General features: G+C 44.3%; 12 protein-coding genes. 10 read left to right on the top strand and 2 right to left on the bottom strand.

Annotation, left to right across the window (positions count from 1 at the left end):
• Nucleotides 1–105 precede the first annotated feature (105 nt).
• From JJU34_RS15610 to JJU34_RS15620, 3 genes are all read left to right on the top strand, one after another.
• Nucleotides 106–1,179: a histidine kinase gene (locus JJU34_RS15610; RefSeq protein WP_228693335.1), complete on the top strand. Its 1,074-nt coding sequence runs from the start codon at nucleotides 106–108 to the stop codon at nucleotides 1,177–1,179.
• Nucleotides 1,180–1,217: 38 nt separating this feature from the next.
• The gene (locus tag JJU34_RS15615) at nucleotides 1,218–1,958 is read left to right on the top strand and encodes a LytTR family DNA-binding domain-containing protein (RefSeq protein WP_228693336.1); all 741 of its coding nucleotides are present in this window, start codon (nucleotides 1,218–1,220) and stop codon (nucleotides 1,956–1,958) included.
• A gap of 197 nt (nucleotides 1,959–2,155) precedes the next feature.
• On the top strand, nucleotides 2,156–2,677 hold the full coding sequence (locus JJU34_RS15620) for a hypothetical protein (RefSeq protein WP_228693337.1): 522 nt from the start codon (nucleotides 2,156–2,158) through the stop codon (nucleotides 2,675–2,677).
• Between the two features lie 119 nt (nucleotides 2,678–2,796).
• Here JJU34_RS15620 and ffh read toward each other — a convergent pair whose 3' ends face one another.
• Nucleotides 2,797–4,128 carry a signal recognition particle protein gene (ffh, locus tag JJU34_RS15625; protein WP_228693338.1) on the bottom strand — a complete coding sequence of 444 codons (1,332 nt, stop codon included), beginning with the start codon at nucleotides 4,126–4,128 and terminating at the stop codon, nucleotides 2,797–2,799.
• Between the two features lie 568 nt (nucleotides 4,129–4,696).
• On the opposite strand from ffh, the gene JJU34_RS15630 reads away from it, so the two are divergent.
• From JJU34_RS15630 to JJU34_RS15660, 7 genes are all read left to right on the top strand, one after another.
• Nucleotides 4,697–5,173, top strand: coding sequence for a DUF6508 domain-containing protein (locus JJU34_RS15630; protein ID WP_228693339.1), 477 nt, complete (start codon nucleotides 4,697–4,699; stop codon nucleotides 5,171–5,173).
• 294 nt (nucleotides 5,174–5,467) lie between these two features.
• Nucleotides 5,468–9,892, top strand: coding sequence for a gliding motility-associated C-terminal domain-containing protein (locus JJU34_RS15635; RefSeq protein WP_228693340.1), 4,425 nt, complete (start codon nucleotides 5,468–5,470; stop codon nucleotides 9,890–9,892).
• Complete coding sequence (locus JJU34_RS15640; RefSeq protein ID WP_228693341.1) at nucleotides 9,871–10,851, top strand: type IX secretion system membrane protein PorP/SprF; 981 nt, start codon at nucleotides 9,871–9,873, stop codon at nucleotides 10,849–10,851. The genes JJU34_RS15635 and JJU34_RS15640 overlap by 22 nt, the downstream gene beginning before the upstream one ends.
• Before the next feature lie 59 nt (nucleotides 10,852–10,910).
• The gene (locus JJU34_RS15645) at nucleotides 10,911–13,337 is read left to right on the top strand and encodes a YfhO family protein (protein ID WP_228693342.1); all 2,427 of its coding nucleotides are present in this window, start codon (nucleotides 10,911–10,913) and stop codon (nucleotides 13,335–13,337) included.
• A 12-nt stretch (nucleotides 13,338–13,349) separates the two neighbouring features.
• Entirely contained in the window at nucleotides 13,350–14,054 is a 705-nt protein-coding gene (locus JJU34_RS15650) for a class I SAM-dependent methyltransferase (RefSeq protein WP_228693343.1), read from the top strand.
• Nucleotides 14,055–14,061: 7 nt separating this feature from the next.
• Nucleotides 14,062–15,126: a glycosyltransferase family 4 protein gene (locus tag JJU34_RS15655; protein WP_228693344.1), complete on the top strand. Its 1,065-nt coding sequence runs from the start codon at nucleotides 14,062–14,064 to the stop codon at nucleotides 15,124–15,126.
• Entirely contained in the window at nucleotides 15,123–16,616 is a 1,494-nt protein-coding gene (locus JJU34_RS15660) for a polysaccharide biosynthesis C-terminal domain-containing protein (RefSeq protein WP_228693345.1), read from the top strand. The genes JJU34_RS15655 and JJU34_RS15660 overlap by 4 nt, the downstream gene beginning before the upstream one ends.
• Here the strand turns inward: JJU34_RS15660 and JJU34_RS15665 are convergent.
• Nucleotides 16,613–17,713 (bottom strand): DegT/DnrJ/EryC1/StrS family aminotransferase, encoded by a 1,101-nt coding sequence (locus JJU34_RS15665; protein WP_228693346.1) that lies wholly within the window; start codon nucleotides 17,711–17,713, stop codon nucleotides 16,613–16,615. The genes JJU34_RS15660 and JJU34_RS15665 overlap by 4 nt on opposite strands.
• Nucleotides 17,714–17,732 lie beyond the last annotated feature (19 nt).

Below are 17,732 nucleotides of genomic sequence, written 5' to 3' on the forward strand. Positions count from 1 at the left end.
AAAGAACTCTGATGACTTGGTGCGATTTACGAGCCGCCAAAAAACTCCCAAGCTCCACTATTTATTTCAGGGGGCAGGTGAAATTGAAAGAGTAACAAACAACAAATGAAACCCACTCTATTTAGAAAAAACCTAGCAGTCCTGGTGCATGTACTTGCCTGGCTATTGGTCGCATTGGCGCTCTTTGTCATCAATCCTTTGTCTTGGAAGATAGATCTGCCTACAGAATTTTGGATAAAACAGTTTCTTATCCTAACCATATTAATTTGGTCCTTTTACGGAAATATTTTGTACGTAGCACCAAAATTCCTGTTTAAAGGAAACTATTGGCAATACCTCTTCATCGTCTTGTTTACCGGGTTAGCGTTTGTCCTGATTTTACAAAAATACGACACTTGGGTAGAGTTTTCACGGTTGATGCACGAGGCATTCCGTCCGGAACAGGCGTACGTTCCCAAGCCCAAAAGCTATACTTGGGACATCGTTTTTTATCTTCAGTATGCACTGAGTATAGGTATCAGTACCAGCATCGCCGCCGTTCAGAAGTGGCAGCTGGAGGATCTGGTGAGGCGGCAATTGGAGGAGCAGAAAAAACTATCCGAGCTATCCTATCTGAAGGCACAAATCAATCCGCACTTCTTCTTTAATACGCTAAACAACATCTACGCACTTATTAACTTTGATGTTGAACAGGCCAAAACAGCACTATTAAAGCTTTCGAGGATGATGCGCTATGTGCTATACGAAACGGAAAAAGACAAGACCCTGCTCAGCAGTGAAATTAGCTTTATCAAGGACTACATTTCCCTGATGCAAATGCGCGTATCTGACAAGGTGAAATTTGATATTCGCATTCAGGAGAAATTCGAGGAAATACCGATTGCCCCCATGATGATCCTACCCTTTATAGAGAATTGCTTCAAACACGGTGTGAGTGGCAGCCAAGAAAGCTACATCAAAATTCATCTTGGAATGGAAGGAAAACGGCTGACCCTCCAAACTGAAAACAAAATCAGTGAAAAAAACCAGGCTAGCCCAGAGACATCCCGCAAGGGGATAGGCCTGACGAACACCTTGAGAAGGCTCTCTTTGCTTTACAAAAACAAGCATATACTCACCATTGACGATACCAACCCCGAAAAACTCTATCGGGTAACTCTTTCTATTGATTTAATGTAATCCGTTTGGAAGACGACAAAAATTCGTATCTTTTCGGCATGACCGAGACCAAAATTAGGTGCATTGCAGTGGACGATGAGCCGCTTGCCTTGGCTTTGGTAAGTGGATTCATTGTCCAAACGCAGTTTTTAGAGCTAGTCGGTAAGTTTGACAACGCAATCGAAGCCCTTAATTTTCTCCACCATAACGAGGTGGATTTAGTGTTTCTGGATATCCAAATGCCCGATCTGACTGGAATGGAGCTAGCGCGGGTTTTGGAGGGCCGAAAGCATCTCCATAACCCAAAAATCATCTTTACTACAGCCTACGATCAGTTTGCACTGGAAGGCTACAAAGTAAATGCGCTGGATTATCTTCTTAAGCCGTTTGGCTACGACGAATTTCTACGAGCCAGCACAAAAGCCTTCCAGATTACCCAATCTGCCCATTTTCCACCCCAAATCTTCCCTCCGAAAAAGGATTATATTTTCCTAAAAGTAGAGTATCAGCTGGTTAAAGTATATTTGAGAGATATCGTATGTGTGGAGGGCTATAAAGATTACGTGAAGGTGCACTTAAAGGATAAACCGCATCCCTTGCTGTCGTTGACCTCATTAAAAAATCTGGAGGAAATCCTCCCTAGAGAGCAATTCATGCGCGTTCACCGCTCTTTTATCGTCTCCTTAGACCATATAGAGTCCGTTACGAAAAACACTATAAACCTTGGCACTTTCAACATCGCGGTGAGTGATCACTACAAAGATAATTTTTTAAAATTTATGGAAAAATGGATAAGTTAATCCCTAGTTTACATTTTTTGCACGGGGTTTGCGGGCAGTTAGTTGCGGATATTTTGTTTTCGGGGCCATTTTCCGGTCGTAGAAATTAAAAAAAGACGGTTTTTCTTATCAGGCAGGTGCATTCACAAAGCATTTACCGAAAACAGAACTTTCTGTAAGAATACCACGTAAAATCCGAAAAGAAAAAAAATAACATTATGAAAACTTTAGGTATCATTGCTTTATCAGTCTTAACCTTCACTTCTTGTCAAAAAAACACCACCGAGGATCGCTTCGTATTTGAAGAGGAAAGGATCCTAGACCTCGAGACAGGTGACGAGTATTACCTTCAAAATATGGATACCCTCACCGTGGTCAACATTGAGGGGGAAGCGAGCCAAATTGTGGTTTCCGCGGCACCATTCTCTGACAGTGAGGAGCTGGAATTTTTAATCGCTTCCTACAAAGAGAAAATCTCCGATAGGAAGGAGGACATGTTTACCGAACAAAAATCGAAAATTATTGACGAGCGCAAGGCCCGTTACGAGGAGTATAGTGACGAAGAATTGCTTGCATTCTTCAATCAAATCCATAAAGACGATGCACCCTACGGCCAGCAAATGGACGTGATGGCTGAATTGGTAAAAAGAGAAGCCGTTCTCGAAATCGATGTACCAAAACTGTTGGAAATCGATACGGCTAAAGTGGATTTCAACGCGAGCTACACAGACGGAGAATAGTTTCAACTCGGCTAAGGCCGGCTTCCAACTGAGGGTTCCTTCAGGTGGGACGGAACCAAAAGGCACCGGATTAACAGTATCCGGTGCTTTTTTTTAATTGTAATATCAAAAACAGGGCCTTACCTCCTTCTACCTCCTATCGCGCCTAACGCCTTTTTAGCCCCGCCCATATTATTCATCTGTTTCATCATTTTTTTCATGTCACCAAACTGCTTCATGAGATTGTTTACTTCCTGAATCGTTCGGCCACTACCTGTTGCCAACCGCTTTCTTCTACTGCCGTCAATGATATCCGGGTTTTGACGCTCTGTGGGCGTCATGCTCTTGATGATTGCCTCGATGGGTTTAAAGGAATCATCGTCTATATCCATTCCACGAATGGCTTTCCCCATCCCCGGAATCATTCCCAACAGGTCCTTGATGTTACCCATCTTTTTGATCTGCTCCAACTGGGACAAAAAGTCGTCGAAATTAAACTGATTTTTCCGGATTTTGGCATTGATGCGTTTCGCTTCATCTTCGTCAAAAGACTGTTGGGCCTTTTCTACCAAAGAAATCACGTCACCCATGCCCAATATGCGTTGCGCCATTCTATCGGGATAGAAAACATCCAGATTTTCCATTTTCTCCCCGGTGGAGATAAACTTGATCGGCTTATTGACCACGTGACGTATAGAAATCGCCGCACCACCCCTACTATCACCATCTAGCTTGGTTAGCACGACACCATCAAAGTTCAGTCGCTCATCAAACGTTTTTGCTGTATTCACTGCGTCTTGCCCGGTCATCGAGTCCACTACAAAGAGTGTCTCCGAGGGATTGACCTTTGCTTTTAATGCAGAGATTTCATCCATCATCATGTCATCCACAGCCAAACGACCTGCAGTATCGATGATTACCGTTTTCTTTCCTGTCTTCTTAGCATGAGCAATCGCATTGGTAGCGATTAGTACGGCATCTTTGTTATCTGGCTCGGCATATACCTCCACACCTATCTGCCCGCCGAGTGTTTTTAGCTGCTCGATCGCTGCCGGTCTATAAATATCACATCCCACCAAAAGAACCTGCCTGCCCTGCTTTTTTAAATAAGAGGCAAGTTTTCCCGAAAAAGTGGTCTTACCAGAACCCTGAAGCCCCGAGATCAATATCACAGAAGGATCTCCCTTTAAGTTTATATCCTCCTTGGTCCCACCCATTAGTGCGGTAAGCTCTTCTTGGGTGATTTTCACCAACAACTGCCCTGGAGATACTGCTATGAGAACATCACGTCCCAAAGCCTCTTCCTTAATGCGGTCGGTAACATCTTTCGCTACTTTGTAGTTGACATCCGCGTCAATCAGCGCTCTTCTGATTTCTTTTACGGTACTCGCTACATTGATCTCGGTGATGGTTCCGGTACCCTTTAAGGTTTTAAATGCCCTGTCTAATTTATAACTCAGATTGTCAAACATAGTCGTCTAGTCAATTTTTTCTTTCACAAAAATAAATAAAATAAATTCCATAAAAAGATTTACTGCCCATATAATGCCGATTGCCTGCTTTCCCAATCCGATTCAGTCGAAAAACCGGTCATCAAAAAAACAAAGACCCCAAAAAGAAATTTTTTTACTATTATTTAATTTTATTGTTCAATACAAAAATGTAACTATTCTCTGGGAGCCACAGGTACATTTTTGTACAAAACAACGACTTAGACACGTATTGTCAACTTTGTTCAGAAAGCCTCTTACTCCGAAAATATCCAAAAAGCCAAAAACTTGTATTTAGTATGCAAAAATACCCCGAACAGGGTATTTTTTTGGTAAAAAAAAAATCGTTACTTAGCCGTCGAAAAGAAGTCATAATCAAACGCTTATGAAACCATCCTTGAAATTGGGTGGTTATATAGATTTGGCTGTGTATGAAATTGAAGTACACCAATAAATCTGTTTACCAACAAATATCATATTAAATTTTAAAAATATGTAACTATAGTCAAAATTATATGTTATATAAATTTGCGAAATAAAACTAAATATCATGAACATGATACAGGAAACTACACCTCTATTTATCCCCATTAGCAGCTTTCCTGACCACTGCAGGCAGTTGGCTGGGGGTAACCTAAAACCACTGGTTGACATTGTCCACGAGCTGGAATTCAAATTCTACAAAGCAGAAAAAACGCTCGGAATCCTCAACTTTAGCGACACACCTTATGAAGTGCTTGGCCTCAAAGGTATCCACGTCCGGCTGCTAGACACGGTCCTTAAATTAAGATTGGTGCCGTTATTTGATTGGCAATCCTGGAAACACGAAGCAGAACAATTTTACCATGATCCCTCAAAACTTTACCTATTGGACATCGTAACCTTGGGGAAAATACTGACGGTACTACTACGCTCACAAGGCATCTACGAACCCGGATTTCTGGAAGAAAAAATCAAAGACCGCTTCGTACTTAACTTACTCAAAGCGATCGTACATGCCCTTCAAAAACACAACTCGGTCAGTTAACCGTGTTTTTGTTGCAACGCGTACCTTTTTTGTGTTTATTGCGTACATCATTAAAGCATAAAGTTGAATCATTCGTAGATTTAGGTATAAGACCAAATGCACTTTTTCACCAAACATTTTGTTGATTTGCGACGTAGTTAGTTTGTCTGGAAGAGAAAAGCGGCCTAGGGAATTAGCGAAACGTTAGTAATTTACGGTGATTTGAACTAACGATTTTGGTCGATACCGGTGGCTAACGAAAAAAAGTGCATTTGAATAAATTTGGCAACCAATTTGCTCTAATGTCAAATTAATATGCTGATCGGATTGAAGATGTTGGACAAACCATTTGAATATCAGTTTAGGGAATGGGGTAGGTCCAAAGTTCTGAATTGCTTCAGTACTTTTTTAATGTATGGTCTATTGGTATTTTATAATAGTATAGATCTTCAATCGCAGAGCCTGCCCAGATTAGAGATTTTTAAAGTACCATCTAGCTGCCCCGGAAATGGTCAGATCACGGCAAATTTGGTAGGCGATGACCTCTCAGAGGTTTCCAACACCACTTACCTGTTGTACATCTCTCCAAATTTCCAAGATCCTATCGCAACTTCGGAAAATGGGGATTTCTTAGGGCTTTCGGTAGGTAGGTATCTGGTTCGGGCAACAGGTGAGTTCCAAGGAAATCCTTTCACCATTGATGAGTTGCTGGTTTTAGAGCAAGAGGAATCTGAAAATTTGGTATTTGACATAAACGCAGAAAATATCTGTAACGGTGATGACGGGGTGATTAGCGTTGTCGTTTTATCGGGCATTGCCGAAAGTTTTGAGCTTCGCGGACCGATAAATTTCCCACCTCAGACCAATCCTGTTTTTTCTGGCCTTCGTGAGGGGGCGTATACGCTCATAGTAACTGACCAATGTGGAGATGCTGTATCCCAGACTTTCCAAGTGTTTAGACCCCAAATTGAAATTGAGACGTCACGCCAACAATTCAAACCCCTTTTGCCAAGCTGCGGGACAATTTCTGTAGGTCATTCTCTTCGTACATCCGCCCAATCGTTTGAGTTTCCTATAAATCTAGTATACAACATTTACCGTCCAAATGGAACACTATTTGAAACGATATCCCGTGAATTAACTGCTGATGGTTTCGAGAATGGCTTATTCTTCACAGATTTACCATTTTTTCACGATGAAGCCTATTCTTATGAACTGCAAGCTGTAGATAATTGTGGTTATGCCTCGCCGGTGGCTACCTTTGAAATAGACAACAAAATAAAAATCTCGGAGGACCTAAGATGGGGAGCAGGTCCATGTGGCAACAGGAGGCTGTCCGTCAAACCAATAAACGCGGTGGCTCCGTTTCAAATATTTTTTGACGACTATCCCGAAGGCTTCGATCCAGAAGTTTTTAACGAAAAATTCCCAGGCCCCTTCGAAGAAGAAAACATCTTTTTTGGCAGCCCAGCTAATCCTATTCCTGAGGGCTTTTATGATATACGAATCTTAGATGCGTGTGGAAATTCTTCATCTATCACAGTTAATCATATCGTTCGAGTGACGGCGCCGACTAGTACCGTATTAAGAAGCTGTACTCCAGGGCTCGCGGGTATTGAACTCTTGAATTTTGATTACCAAATGGAGAGTGTTACCTTGATTTCAGGGCCAGAAGAATATGGGCAATCATACCCTGTAGATCTCTCACAGCATATAAGCCAATCGGACCCACGTAGATTTTTCCTTAGCGAGATACCCTCAGGCACCTATCGATTCGACGTTACAACGAGTTGTGGCCCCGAATCCTATAGGGCAACCGTTAACGTTATAGGAACTATGGTTTCGGATAATGTGGTGGAGGTCGAGGAAAATTGCGGATCATTTAACCTATTGCTCAATCATACCAGTAATATCCTAAGTGAACAAAATTTACAGTTTGGCCTTCAAAAACGAGACCCTGTCACAGGAGAGTGGGGACACCCTACAACAGGGGCACGATATATTGAAGGCCAGCAATTGTCAAATATTAATTCCGTTTTACTATCCAACGGCCAAACCAATTTTAATTTGGCTTACTCAGGGGACTTACGTGTAGTCAAATCTGCTCGGGTGTATAAAAATGGGGCTGAAATTGTTTCTGGGCAAAGCTCATTTACACATTGCGTGGAGGAATTAAAAACGTTCAATTTTAGCAGCAGGTCGACGCTTGAATCCGTAAACTTCTTTTCTTGTGGAGACGACAACTACGATGTCTATCTTACAACAAGGGGTTATGAACCAATAACCTACAGCATTATTTCAATCAATGGCAATCAAGTAAATATCCCGAATGGGACAAGCCCACTTTTTAACAACTTAGAGGCGGGTCGATACAGGTTCCGGATGGTAGATAGATGTGGAAACACTTCTACATACAGCCTCACGCTATTTGGTGATAATTTGCCTGTGATTACTCCTTCAAACCTTTGCGAAGGAGAAGTAGGCGAGCTCCAAGTTCCCTTTTTCGATCAGGTAAGCTACGAATGGTTTCGCGCCGATAATCCGGAAGTAATAATCGGTACCGAAAACAATCTTCAGTTTGCTCCTTTTTCAATAGATACCCATGCGGGAGTTTATAATGTGCGATTATCCCACCCAGATACCGGTAGTTGTATCAATGAAGTCCTAGAATTCACCATAGATCCTAATCAACTGAATGGTCAAGCTGGAACCGGCAAGGAAGAAACAGTATGTATGGGCGAAACTATTAATTTATTCGAGTACCTGAATGGTCCGTTTGGTAACTATGGAAATTGGCATGATTTGACAGGAAGTGGACAATTAGCCGGAAACCTTTGGAATACGGATGGACTCTCACCGGGAGTGTACGAGTTTAGGTACGAGATCTTCGGTCTTTGCTCGGGGGATGACGAAACACTTGTTAAGTTGACATTATTGCCACCAGTAGAAACCCCTGTAGGCGAAACAATTCAGGAATTTTGTCAAGCGGAAGCGTTGACCTTGGAGATATTGGACGTAAGTGGCGATAATATCCAATGGCATTCAACTCCTGCTGGCAATCAACCCTTGGACTCCACTACACTCCTAGAACATCAGAAGACTTACTATGCTGAACAAATAATAGATGGGTGTCCCTCAACAGAGAGGCTGCCGGTCACCGTATTAATCTATCCACCTATTTCGAATGTAGGTATCGATGGCGGAAACCAAGAAGTTTTTCAACTGGAGCAGATTGCCCCTCTTACCGGACAACTTCCCCAAGGCGGAAAATCACCGTATGTATACCGGTGGGAGGTTTCACAAGATGGGGAAAATTGGATAGAAATCCCGGATGCTGTATCGGCTTCCTATGTCCCCGAACCGCTCCTACAGACCTCGTACTTTAGAAGAATTACTTCTGACTTGGTTTGCGGCGACCATATAAGCAACGAAATACTTATTGAGGTCCTTGTAGCTCCGATTATTGCCAACGATGACGAATTCGGCCCGCTAAAAGGATTTCAAGAAAACACCTTAAATCTGTCTGAAAACGATCGATTTATGGACAGATCTATTCTTCCAGGTGAGGTATCCTATCAGGTAACATCGATCTTGGATGAAAACGGAGTGGAAACAACTTTGCCTGCTACTTTTGACGAAGATGGTAATTTGAAACTCCCCGTTGGTTCTCCTGCGGGAACCTACACCGTCGAGTACCAAATCTGTCAAGCCAACGTACCAGATAATTGCAGCAAAGCCATAGCATCAATCTGGATCGGTGCTATAAACCTTGGGCTGGAAAAACGTGTGGACAGGCAACGGGCAGTGGAGGGAGAGATACTGACTTTCCAAATTTCCGTGACCAACAACAGCCCGTTTGAGTTGGACGATATTAAATTGGAAGATTTCCTTCCCGATGGGCTCTTGTTTTTATCAGCAACCATCAACCCAACAAGTAATTATATTTGGATTCTAGACCGCCTTGGAATACAAGAAAAATTTGAGGTTTCTTTTGACGCCATCGCTGTTACAAATGGAACATTTGTAAATGAAATTAACGTTACAGCAGCAGATTATCAAGGGTCCGCAGCCAGTCCTCAAATAATCGTTAGAGCCCGCGAATCAGACCTTAGTATCACCAAATCGGTTACCTTGGAAGAAGTAAGTGATGGAGATGAGTTTTTTTACCAAGTTATTATCCAAAACAGTGGTATCGATGAGGGAACAAATGTGACCATATTCGACAGGCTTCCCGTTGGAGTTAAATTTATTGGATGGGAATATGAGTCCTCTACCTCTGAGGTAATTCCTGCATTATCAGGTTCCGAGCCTACGTTGACTTGGACCGTTCAACATTTCCCAGTAAATGCTTCCCTTATCATTAGGCTTCGGGTCATTGCACTAGCGCACGGAACCTTCACCAATGAAGCGTGGGTGACTAGTGACATAAACGATCCTAATCCAAGTAATAACGAATCCCAGGTTTCAAAAAAAATAAACCGGCTCTTTATACCAAACGTCATTAAACCGGACAACGACGGAAAAAACGACACCTTTGTTATCAGGGCTGATCACAAGTTCGACAAGACTGAATTGGTTATTTTCAATAGGTGGGGAGACCCGGTGTATGAGTCTAACGACTACCAAAATGATTGGGATGCCGAGGGTTTAAACAGTGGAACTTACTACTATCAGGTCAGTGGAAATTTACCTAGTGGTGAAAAAATACTATACAAAGGATGGGTTCAGGTAATCAAATAGACAGCTTCCCCGTGTACATGGCAACCATGGGATGGCTTCTGCTTTCCTTCATTGGTCTGATTCCTTCCCCGGTTGAGGGCCAACAAATACCGCAATTCAGCCAATATACTTTTAATAGCCTGCACATTAACCCGGCCTATGCTGGCTACAAGGTCGATCCATTTGTCCAAGCTAGTTACCGGAGCCAATTTATGGCATTCCCGGGTTCACCGCAAACCTTTAGTTTCTCCGGGGACATGGCTTCTTCGGATGGGACCATGGGATTTGGTGCCACGCTCCTTTCAGATCGCTTAGGTGCCTCTGCAGTACAAAGTATTTTGCTCACCTATGCCTACAAAATCAAAACAGGGGATCGATCCTATTTAGGATTGGGACTTAGTGGTGGTACTTCGGAATATAGTATCGATGGCAGCAGACTCCTTCCGGACGACCTAACGGACGGGACCATACCCATGGAACGGATCAATCTATTTACTCCCAATTTAAACAGCGGGCTTTTTTTTCATTCGGAAAATTTCTTTTCCGGTATAAGCATGTACAATATGGTGGGGAGAAGATCGCTGGAAAACAAAGACCTCGCGCTTGCAACACATAATTTCCATTATTTCTTTCAGATTGGCGGAATATTAGACCTTAATCCCCAAACCTCATTTAAACCCAGCCTACTTGTCCGAGAGGATTTTTCTGGTCCCACCAGCTTCGATATCAATGCCATGTTCCTTCTAAATAACAGCTTTTGGATCGGAACTTCCTATCGGTCCAGTATTGATGACCGGGGCAATCGGAATGCTGTGGCCTTACTTTTTGACTTATTATTATCTGATAGTATCCGGTTTGGATATACATATGATTTTAACCTAACTGCAACCAACAATTACCGGAATAATTCACATGAATTTTCCTTGGGATATTACTTGGGGGATAAAATGCTCAGAGCAAGACAAAATTATAAATTTTAGAAGTGGAGATTAATCATTAATTTGCACCATCAACCAGTTGCCAATTCTAAACCGAGCTCATGCCTTTTAGCTTTAAAAAAGATATCCTTCCCCACTTGCTGGGGATTTTAGCTTTCTATTTGATTACGGTTCTATACTTCTCTCCTATTGTTTTTGAAGGAAAACTGATGTTCCAATCGGACATCCTACAGTGGGAAGGATCTGCAAAGGAGGTACTCGACCATCGAATTGAAACGGGAGAAGAAACGCTATGGACCAACCGCATGTTTGGCGGCATGCCAGCCTACCTTATTCATAGTAATCCAAAAGGTGATATTACCAATTTCCTGATTAAGGTGCTTACGCTGGGTCTGCCACATCCGATCGGATCGTTGTTTTTTGGAATGGTCGGGATGTATGTCCTGCTGCTGAGTTTCCGTGTCCGGCCCGAGATTTCAACAGCAGGCGCCATCGCCTTTGCCTTCAACACCTTTAATATATTGAGTTTAGAGGCTGGCCACAACGCCAAAATCTGGGCCGTGTGCCTGATTCCCTTGCTTTTTGCAGGTGTACACCTGGCATTTTCAGGTAAAAGGTTACTGGGTGTCGTCCTAACGGCCTTTGCTGTCCTTTTGCAGCTTAAATTCAACCACCTGCAGATCACCTATTATACATTTATTATGGTGATCATCTATGGAATCGGGCAGTTGATACACTTCCAGAGAAAGAACGAACTGCCAACATTCGGCAAAATCACGGGTTTGTTGATTTTAGGGGCCTTTTTGGGTATTCTAGGAAATGCAGCCCGGCTAACCAGCGTAATGGAATATAGCCAGTACTCCACCAGAGGTGTCAGTAACTTGGATACCCGGCAGGATGGTCAATCCGGACTAGGGAAAGACTACGCATTCCACTGGTCCCAAGGAAAATTAGAAACATTGACCTTTTTAATACCGAACTATTTGGGAGGAGGAAGTGTGCAACCCCTGCCCAAATCTTCCGCATCAGAGGAGGCCCTGAGGCGGCAAGGCATTGAACCAGCCCAAATCAACGAATTCACACGCGGTGCCCCTACTTACTGGGGTGATCAGCCAGGTACTGGTGGCCCCATCTACGGCGGAGTAATCATGGTATTCTTTTTCATCTTAGGCTTGTTTTTTGCACCTCCACTGTATCGGAATATCTTTTTGGGAATCACTGTCACCTCCTTGATCCTTTCTTGGGGCAAAAATCTGGAATGGCTCAACTATTTCCTTTTTGACTACCTCCCCGGCTATAACAAGTTCAGGGCTGTATCCATGTCCTTAGGTGTTACGCTCTTTGCGGTCCCTGTTTTGGGCTCGCTGGGACTGGAAAACTTGGTCTTGCGGAGCCAAGAAAGAAACACACTGCGAACCTATTGGATAACGGTTGCTGTGGTCTTTGGCCTAATCGCGCTTGCAGTGATAACTGCGGGCATCTTGGGCTATAGAGGAAGCGCAGAGGGTTCCTATCCCGATTGGCTGCAACAGGCCCTTCGCGAAGATCGAAAGAGCATGCTGATGTCGGATGCTTTTCGAAGTGTCGCATTTCTTTTGCTAACGGCAGGCCTCCTTTTTGCCCTACTAAAGGAAAAACTAAACCAATCCCTTGCACTCATTACCCTTGTTGTATTGATAACAATCGATGTATGGGGTGTAAACCGTCGGTATTTGGACAAGGACAGCTTTAGCGACAACCCCAGTCAGCAGTACTTCGCAGCTAGCCCGGCCGATCAGAAAATCCTACAGGATCCAGGCTATTTCAGGGTTCTCAACCTACAAAATCCTTTCAACGAAGCCAGAACCAGCTACCGTTTTAACAGCATAGGTGGATACCATGGGGCAAAACTGGGTAGGTACCAAGAGCTGATTGAAAACAGCATCTCTCCGGAAATAAACCAATTTATCCAAAAAGCACAGGAAGGCAATTTCGATTTTGAGAGCATTCCAGTATTGAACATGCTCAATACCAAGTACCTCATGGCTGGAAGAGCCGAAAATGCAGTGTTTCAAAACCCTCTGGCAAATGGTCCTGCCTGGTTTCCCTCGGAAATCGTTGAAGTGAAAACCAATCAAGAGGAAATCGAACTGCTCAACAGCTTGGATACAAAACGCCAGGCCACCCTTGCCGGGGCACAAGGAAAATCACCTGCTACTGGCTCTGGAACCATCGCCCTCGAATCTTACCAACCCAACCGTTTGACGTATTCGGTAGAGGCCAATACAGCCGGTCTGGTAGTATTTTCCGAGGTCTACTATCCAAAAGGATGGATAGCCACGATCAACGGCACGAATGCAGAGATATTGAGAACGAATTACCTACTTCGTGGATTGGAGCTACCACAGGGCAGCTCGACCGTGGTATTTGAATTCAAGCCCACCACCTATGCTACTGCCTCATTGGTGATGAATATTACCCAGTACCTATTGGTCCTGGCCCTGGGATTGGTCATCGTACTGTCCTTTCGCCGACGCCCCAACCAATAACCCCACTGTATCATGTCTGAAAAAGTAGCCAAGTTTTACGACGAGTTTGCCGACCTTCAACTCCAAATAGGTGTAAACTCCAGACACCTCAGTATCGTCAAAAAGGTGCTGGATGCTGGTTTGAAGCCGGATCATCGGGTTTTGGAGGTAGGATGCGGAATAGGCACGGTGAGCCACTTACTGGCAAAAAAGGTCCCGAAAGGCAGCGTATTAGCAGTAGATATCAGTCCGGAAAGCATCCGACAAGCCGCCTTACTGTGGGCAAGCTTCTCCAACCTACGTTTTGAAACGTCGGACATGAAGGACTTTGACAAAAAAGGCCAAACCTTTGACACGGTGGTCTTTCCCGACGTGTTGGAACACATCCCGGTAGAAGACCATGCCCCGCTGTTCGAAAAGATAAAGCGTCATAGTCACCAGGACACGATGGTTTTTATACACATTCCCGCACCAAGATTTTTGGAATGGATGATTGCAAATGAAGCCGAAAAACTACAGGTGATCGATCAACCGCTGGATACAGCTAAGCTGGTAGGTGACCTGGCTGCGAACGGGTTTTATCTAGACAAAATGGAAACCTACAGTGTATTTTACGAAGAAAAAGACTACCAATACTTTGTATTTAAACGGCAACGGCCAATAGAGAAGGTGACGCATAAACCCAAATGGCAAATCTTAAAGGAACGGCTTTGGAATAAATTGGGTCTTCCTAACTGAAGCTCGCATGCTGGTTTATATAGCACCGATCAAAACCGCGTTTATCCAAAGGGATTTGGAGATGTTGAAGGAACATACCAGGATAAAATTCCTGACATTTACCGATAACCCACTACTACTTCCTGCTTATTTCCTGATACAGTTTATCCAGCTTATCGTAATTCTGCCCGCTACCAATCGGTACCTATGCTTTTTTGGTGGCTACCATACCGTGATTCCGGTTATATTGGGCAAGCTATTCCGAAAAAAAGTGATCATCCAATGCGGTGGTACAGACGCCATGCACCTTCCTCATATTAACTATGGAAACTACCGAAAAAAATGGCTGAGATGGGCCACGGTGTTCAGTTTCAGAAATTGCAGCCTGATTGTCCCTGTTTCCGAAGCATTGGTTTCATCCGAATACCGCTATGATTCAAAGGTGCCAGCACTGCAGGGCTTGCGGAACTTGATTCCCGGATTAAAAACGCCCATCCAAGTCGTATACAATGGTTTTGACACCAACTTTTGGAATGACCCTGGAAATGACAAAGTACCCTTTTCCTTTGTAACTGTGGCAACGGGGATTTCTATGCCCAACCGCGCCTACGTCAAAGGAATAGACCTTATTCTGAAACTAGCCCAAAACTACAAACAGTATCATTTCACATTAGTAGGCGATGCGACGTTTTCGGTAGATATGCCAAATGTCATCGTAAAACCCAAACTCAGCCCTACCGAACTCCGGGACATATACCACCAACATCAATTCTATCTCCAATTATCCGCCTCAGAAGGGTTTCCCAACGCTCTTGCAGAATCCATGCTGTGCGGTTGTATCCCCCTAGGTTCCCAGGTAGGGGAAATCCCACACATCATCGACGACACCGGTTTTTTGCTCCAGCGAAAGGATTTCCATCAACTTTGCGCTATCGTGGAAGGTCTGAAAGATAAGGACCTGCCGGGGCTGCGAAAAAAAGCCCGAAACCGCATCATCGAACATTTCCCCTATGAACTAAGAAAAGAAAAGTTACTCCAGCTAATCTCTCCATGGGATTCCCCTATTTCCCAACGTAAACCCAGCCGACCGTGAATAAAATAGCCAAGCAAAGTTTGTTGACCACCTTATTTGCCTACTTGGGGGTAGTGGTGGGATACTTCAACGTGCTGTGGCTACTCCCTTTTGTATTGGAACCGGAGCAAGTGGGCCTTTTCAAAACCATTCAAGACTTGGCGATCTTACTGGTTCCCTTTGCACAGCTAGGAGTAGGAAACGGGATCACCCGCTTTTTTCCATTGGTAGAAGGGAGCAAGTTTTCCTTTTTGACCCAGACACTTGCGGTAGGCGTCTTTGGCTTTCTTCTGATTGCATGGCTCTTTTTGCTGTTTCAGGATACGGTCGTTTCAGTATTTGCTCGAAACTCCCCAGATGTGAATGACTTTCTCTTGGTAGCGCTGCTGATTACGCTGTTCTCACTGCTGAGCACCATCTTGGAGTCTTTCTGTAGATCTTATCTCAAAGTAGCCATTCCATCCTTTATCAGAGATGTATTGCTCCGCCTATTGATTGCGGTACTGGTCTTGGGCTATTACTTCAAATTCTATTCCTTCTACTACTTAATGTGGGGGCTGGGCTGGGTGTATCTTCTGGCATTGCTGGCTATGGTCGGCTACATGATGCGGTCAAAGCTTTTTCAACTCACCCTAAACTGGCAAAACCTGGACGGAAAATTCCGTAAATCCTTTTTTAGCTACAGCTTTGTCACGCTACTGGGGACAGCGGGCGCGTTACTTATCATGAAGATAGACAGCTTGATGGTGAGTTCCCTGATCGGACTGGATGCCAATGCAGTATACATCATCGGCTTTTCCATTGCGGTGGTCATTGAAATGCCCAGAAGAGCCATCTCGCAGGTCATCATGCCCGTCATTTCTGAAAAATTCGCCGCCAATCAGTTGGACGACATCCATCTGATCTACCGAAAAGTAGCGGTAAACCAACTGTTGATCTGCCTGTTGATTTTTATTTTGATCTGGTTAAACATTGACAACCTGTATCATTTCGTTCCAAACCGGGAAATTTACCAAGCTGGCAAATGGGTGGTGTTTCTGATTGGGATAGGCAAAATAACCGATGCCCTGTTTTCGGTAAATAGCGAAATCATCGTCTTTTCCAGATTCTACCTCTTTAACATCACCGCAACCTTGATCATGTGCGTGGCCGTCATACTGTTCAACCTCTGGCTTATTCCTATTTGGGGAATCGAAGGTGCTGCGCTGGCATCCCTCATTGCCATGTTCCTTTACAACCTGATCAAATTCATCTATGTCAAAGTGCGATTGGGATTCAATCCGTTTTCGATCGAGCTGTTCAAAATCTTGCTCATAGGAAGTGTCAGTTGGTCAGTTGCACACTTCCTCTTACCAAGATTGGAAAACGTGCTGTTCGATATGGCCCTGAAAAGTACCGTGTTGGTATCCAGTTACGTCGTAGCAGCTAAATTTTGGGAAGTATCGCCCGAAACGGAAAGCTGGGCGAGGGAACGGGCCAAGCATATATGGTCTAACATCAAAAAAAATTAACCTCTCGCAAAAAAGTCCAGCACTGCATCGCAAACCGTGTGAACCTCCTCCTCCGTAAGGTAAGGATGTAATGGCAACGAAAGCGTAGACTGAGAGATGTAGGATGCCATCGGATAGTTCCCCGCATCTGAAAAAGGTGGCAGGTTAGGCAATATCTCCGGATAATGAATCGCAGAACCTATCCCTCGATCTTCCAAATGGGCTTTGAGATAGTTTCGTTTTGGACAATGGATGGTAAAGAGGTGGGCGTTGTGATCCGCGTTCAACATACCCTCAGGCAGTCTAATCAGTGGTTGTACCTTCAAGCGATCCAGATAGATTCTGGCGAGTGCTTTTCTGCGCTGCTGCATGGATTCAAAATGATTTAGCTTTACCTGCAAAAACGCCGCCTGTAGGCTATCCATCTTGGCATTTCGGCCGGAAATCAGGTGCACGTCTTTTTCCGGCTGACCATGATTCAGCAGTAGGCTAAGATGATTTGCCAACGAAGCATCACCTGTCACCATCATGCCGCCTTCTCCCAAGGCTCCTAAATTTTTGGTAGGATAAAAACTATAGCAACCAACATCTCCCCATCCGCCTGCTGGGATACCGCCTTGATAGGAACCAAAAGCCTGTGCCGCATCCTCGACTACTTTCAGACCCAGTGGGCGAGAGACAGCTGTCAATGCTTGCATATCCACCATCTTCCCGTACAGATGTACGGGAACTAACGCTTTTGTACGCTTTGAAATACCCTCATGGAGTCGGTTCAGGTCAAGCAGCCCGTTCTGGTCTACATCCAAAAAGGTGGGGACAGCCCCCATATTCACTACAGCCTCAGCCGTAGAAACCCAGCTAAGTGCTGGCACAATCACTTCATCCCCGGGCTGTACACCCACTACTTTCAACGCCATTTCAAGGGCGTCCGTCCCATTTGAGCAGGGGATGGCGTGGCCTACTCCCAGCAATCTCCCGACTGCATGTGCGAAATCGTCTACTTCGTTGCCCCCCGAAAAAATACCCGTCTGTAACACATCGCTGAATTTGGCTTCCAGCTCAATCCTTAGCGACTGGTGCATCCTGTCCAGCTCAAGAAAGGGAATACGCAGGCTCATCTACTTACTATTACAAATG

Source organism: Lunatimonas sp. (genome assembly GCF_020832325.1).
Lineage (GTDB): Bacteria > Bacteroidota > Bacteroidia > Cytophagales > Cyclobacteriaceae > Lunatimonas.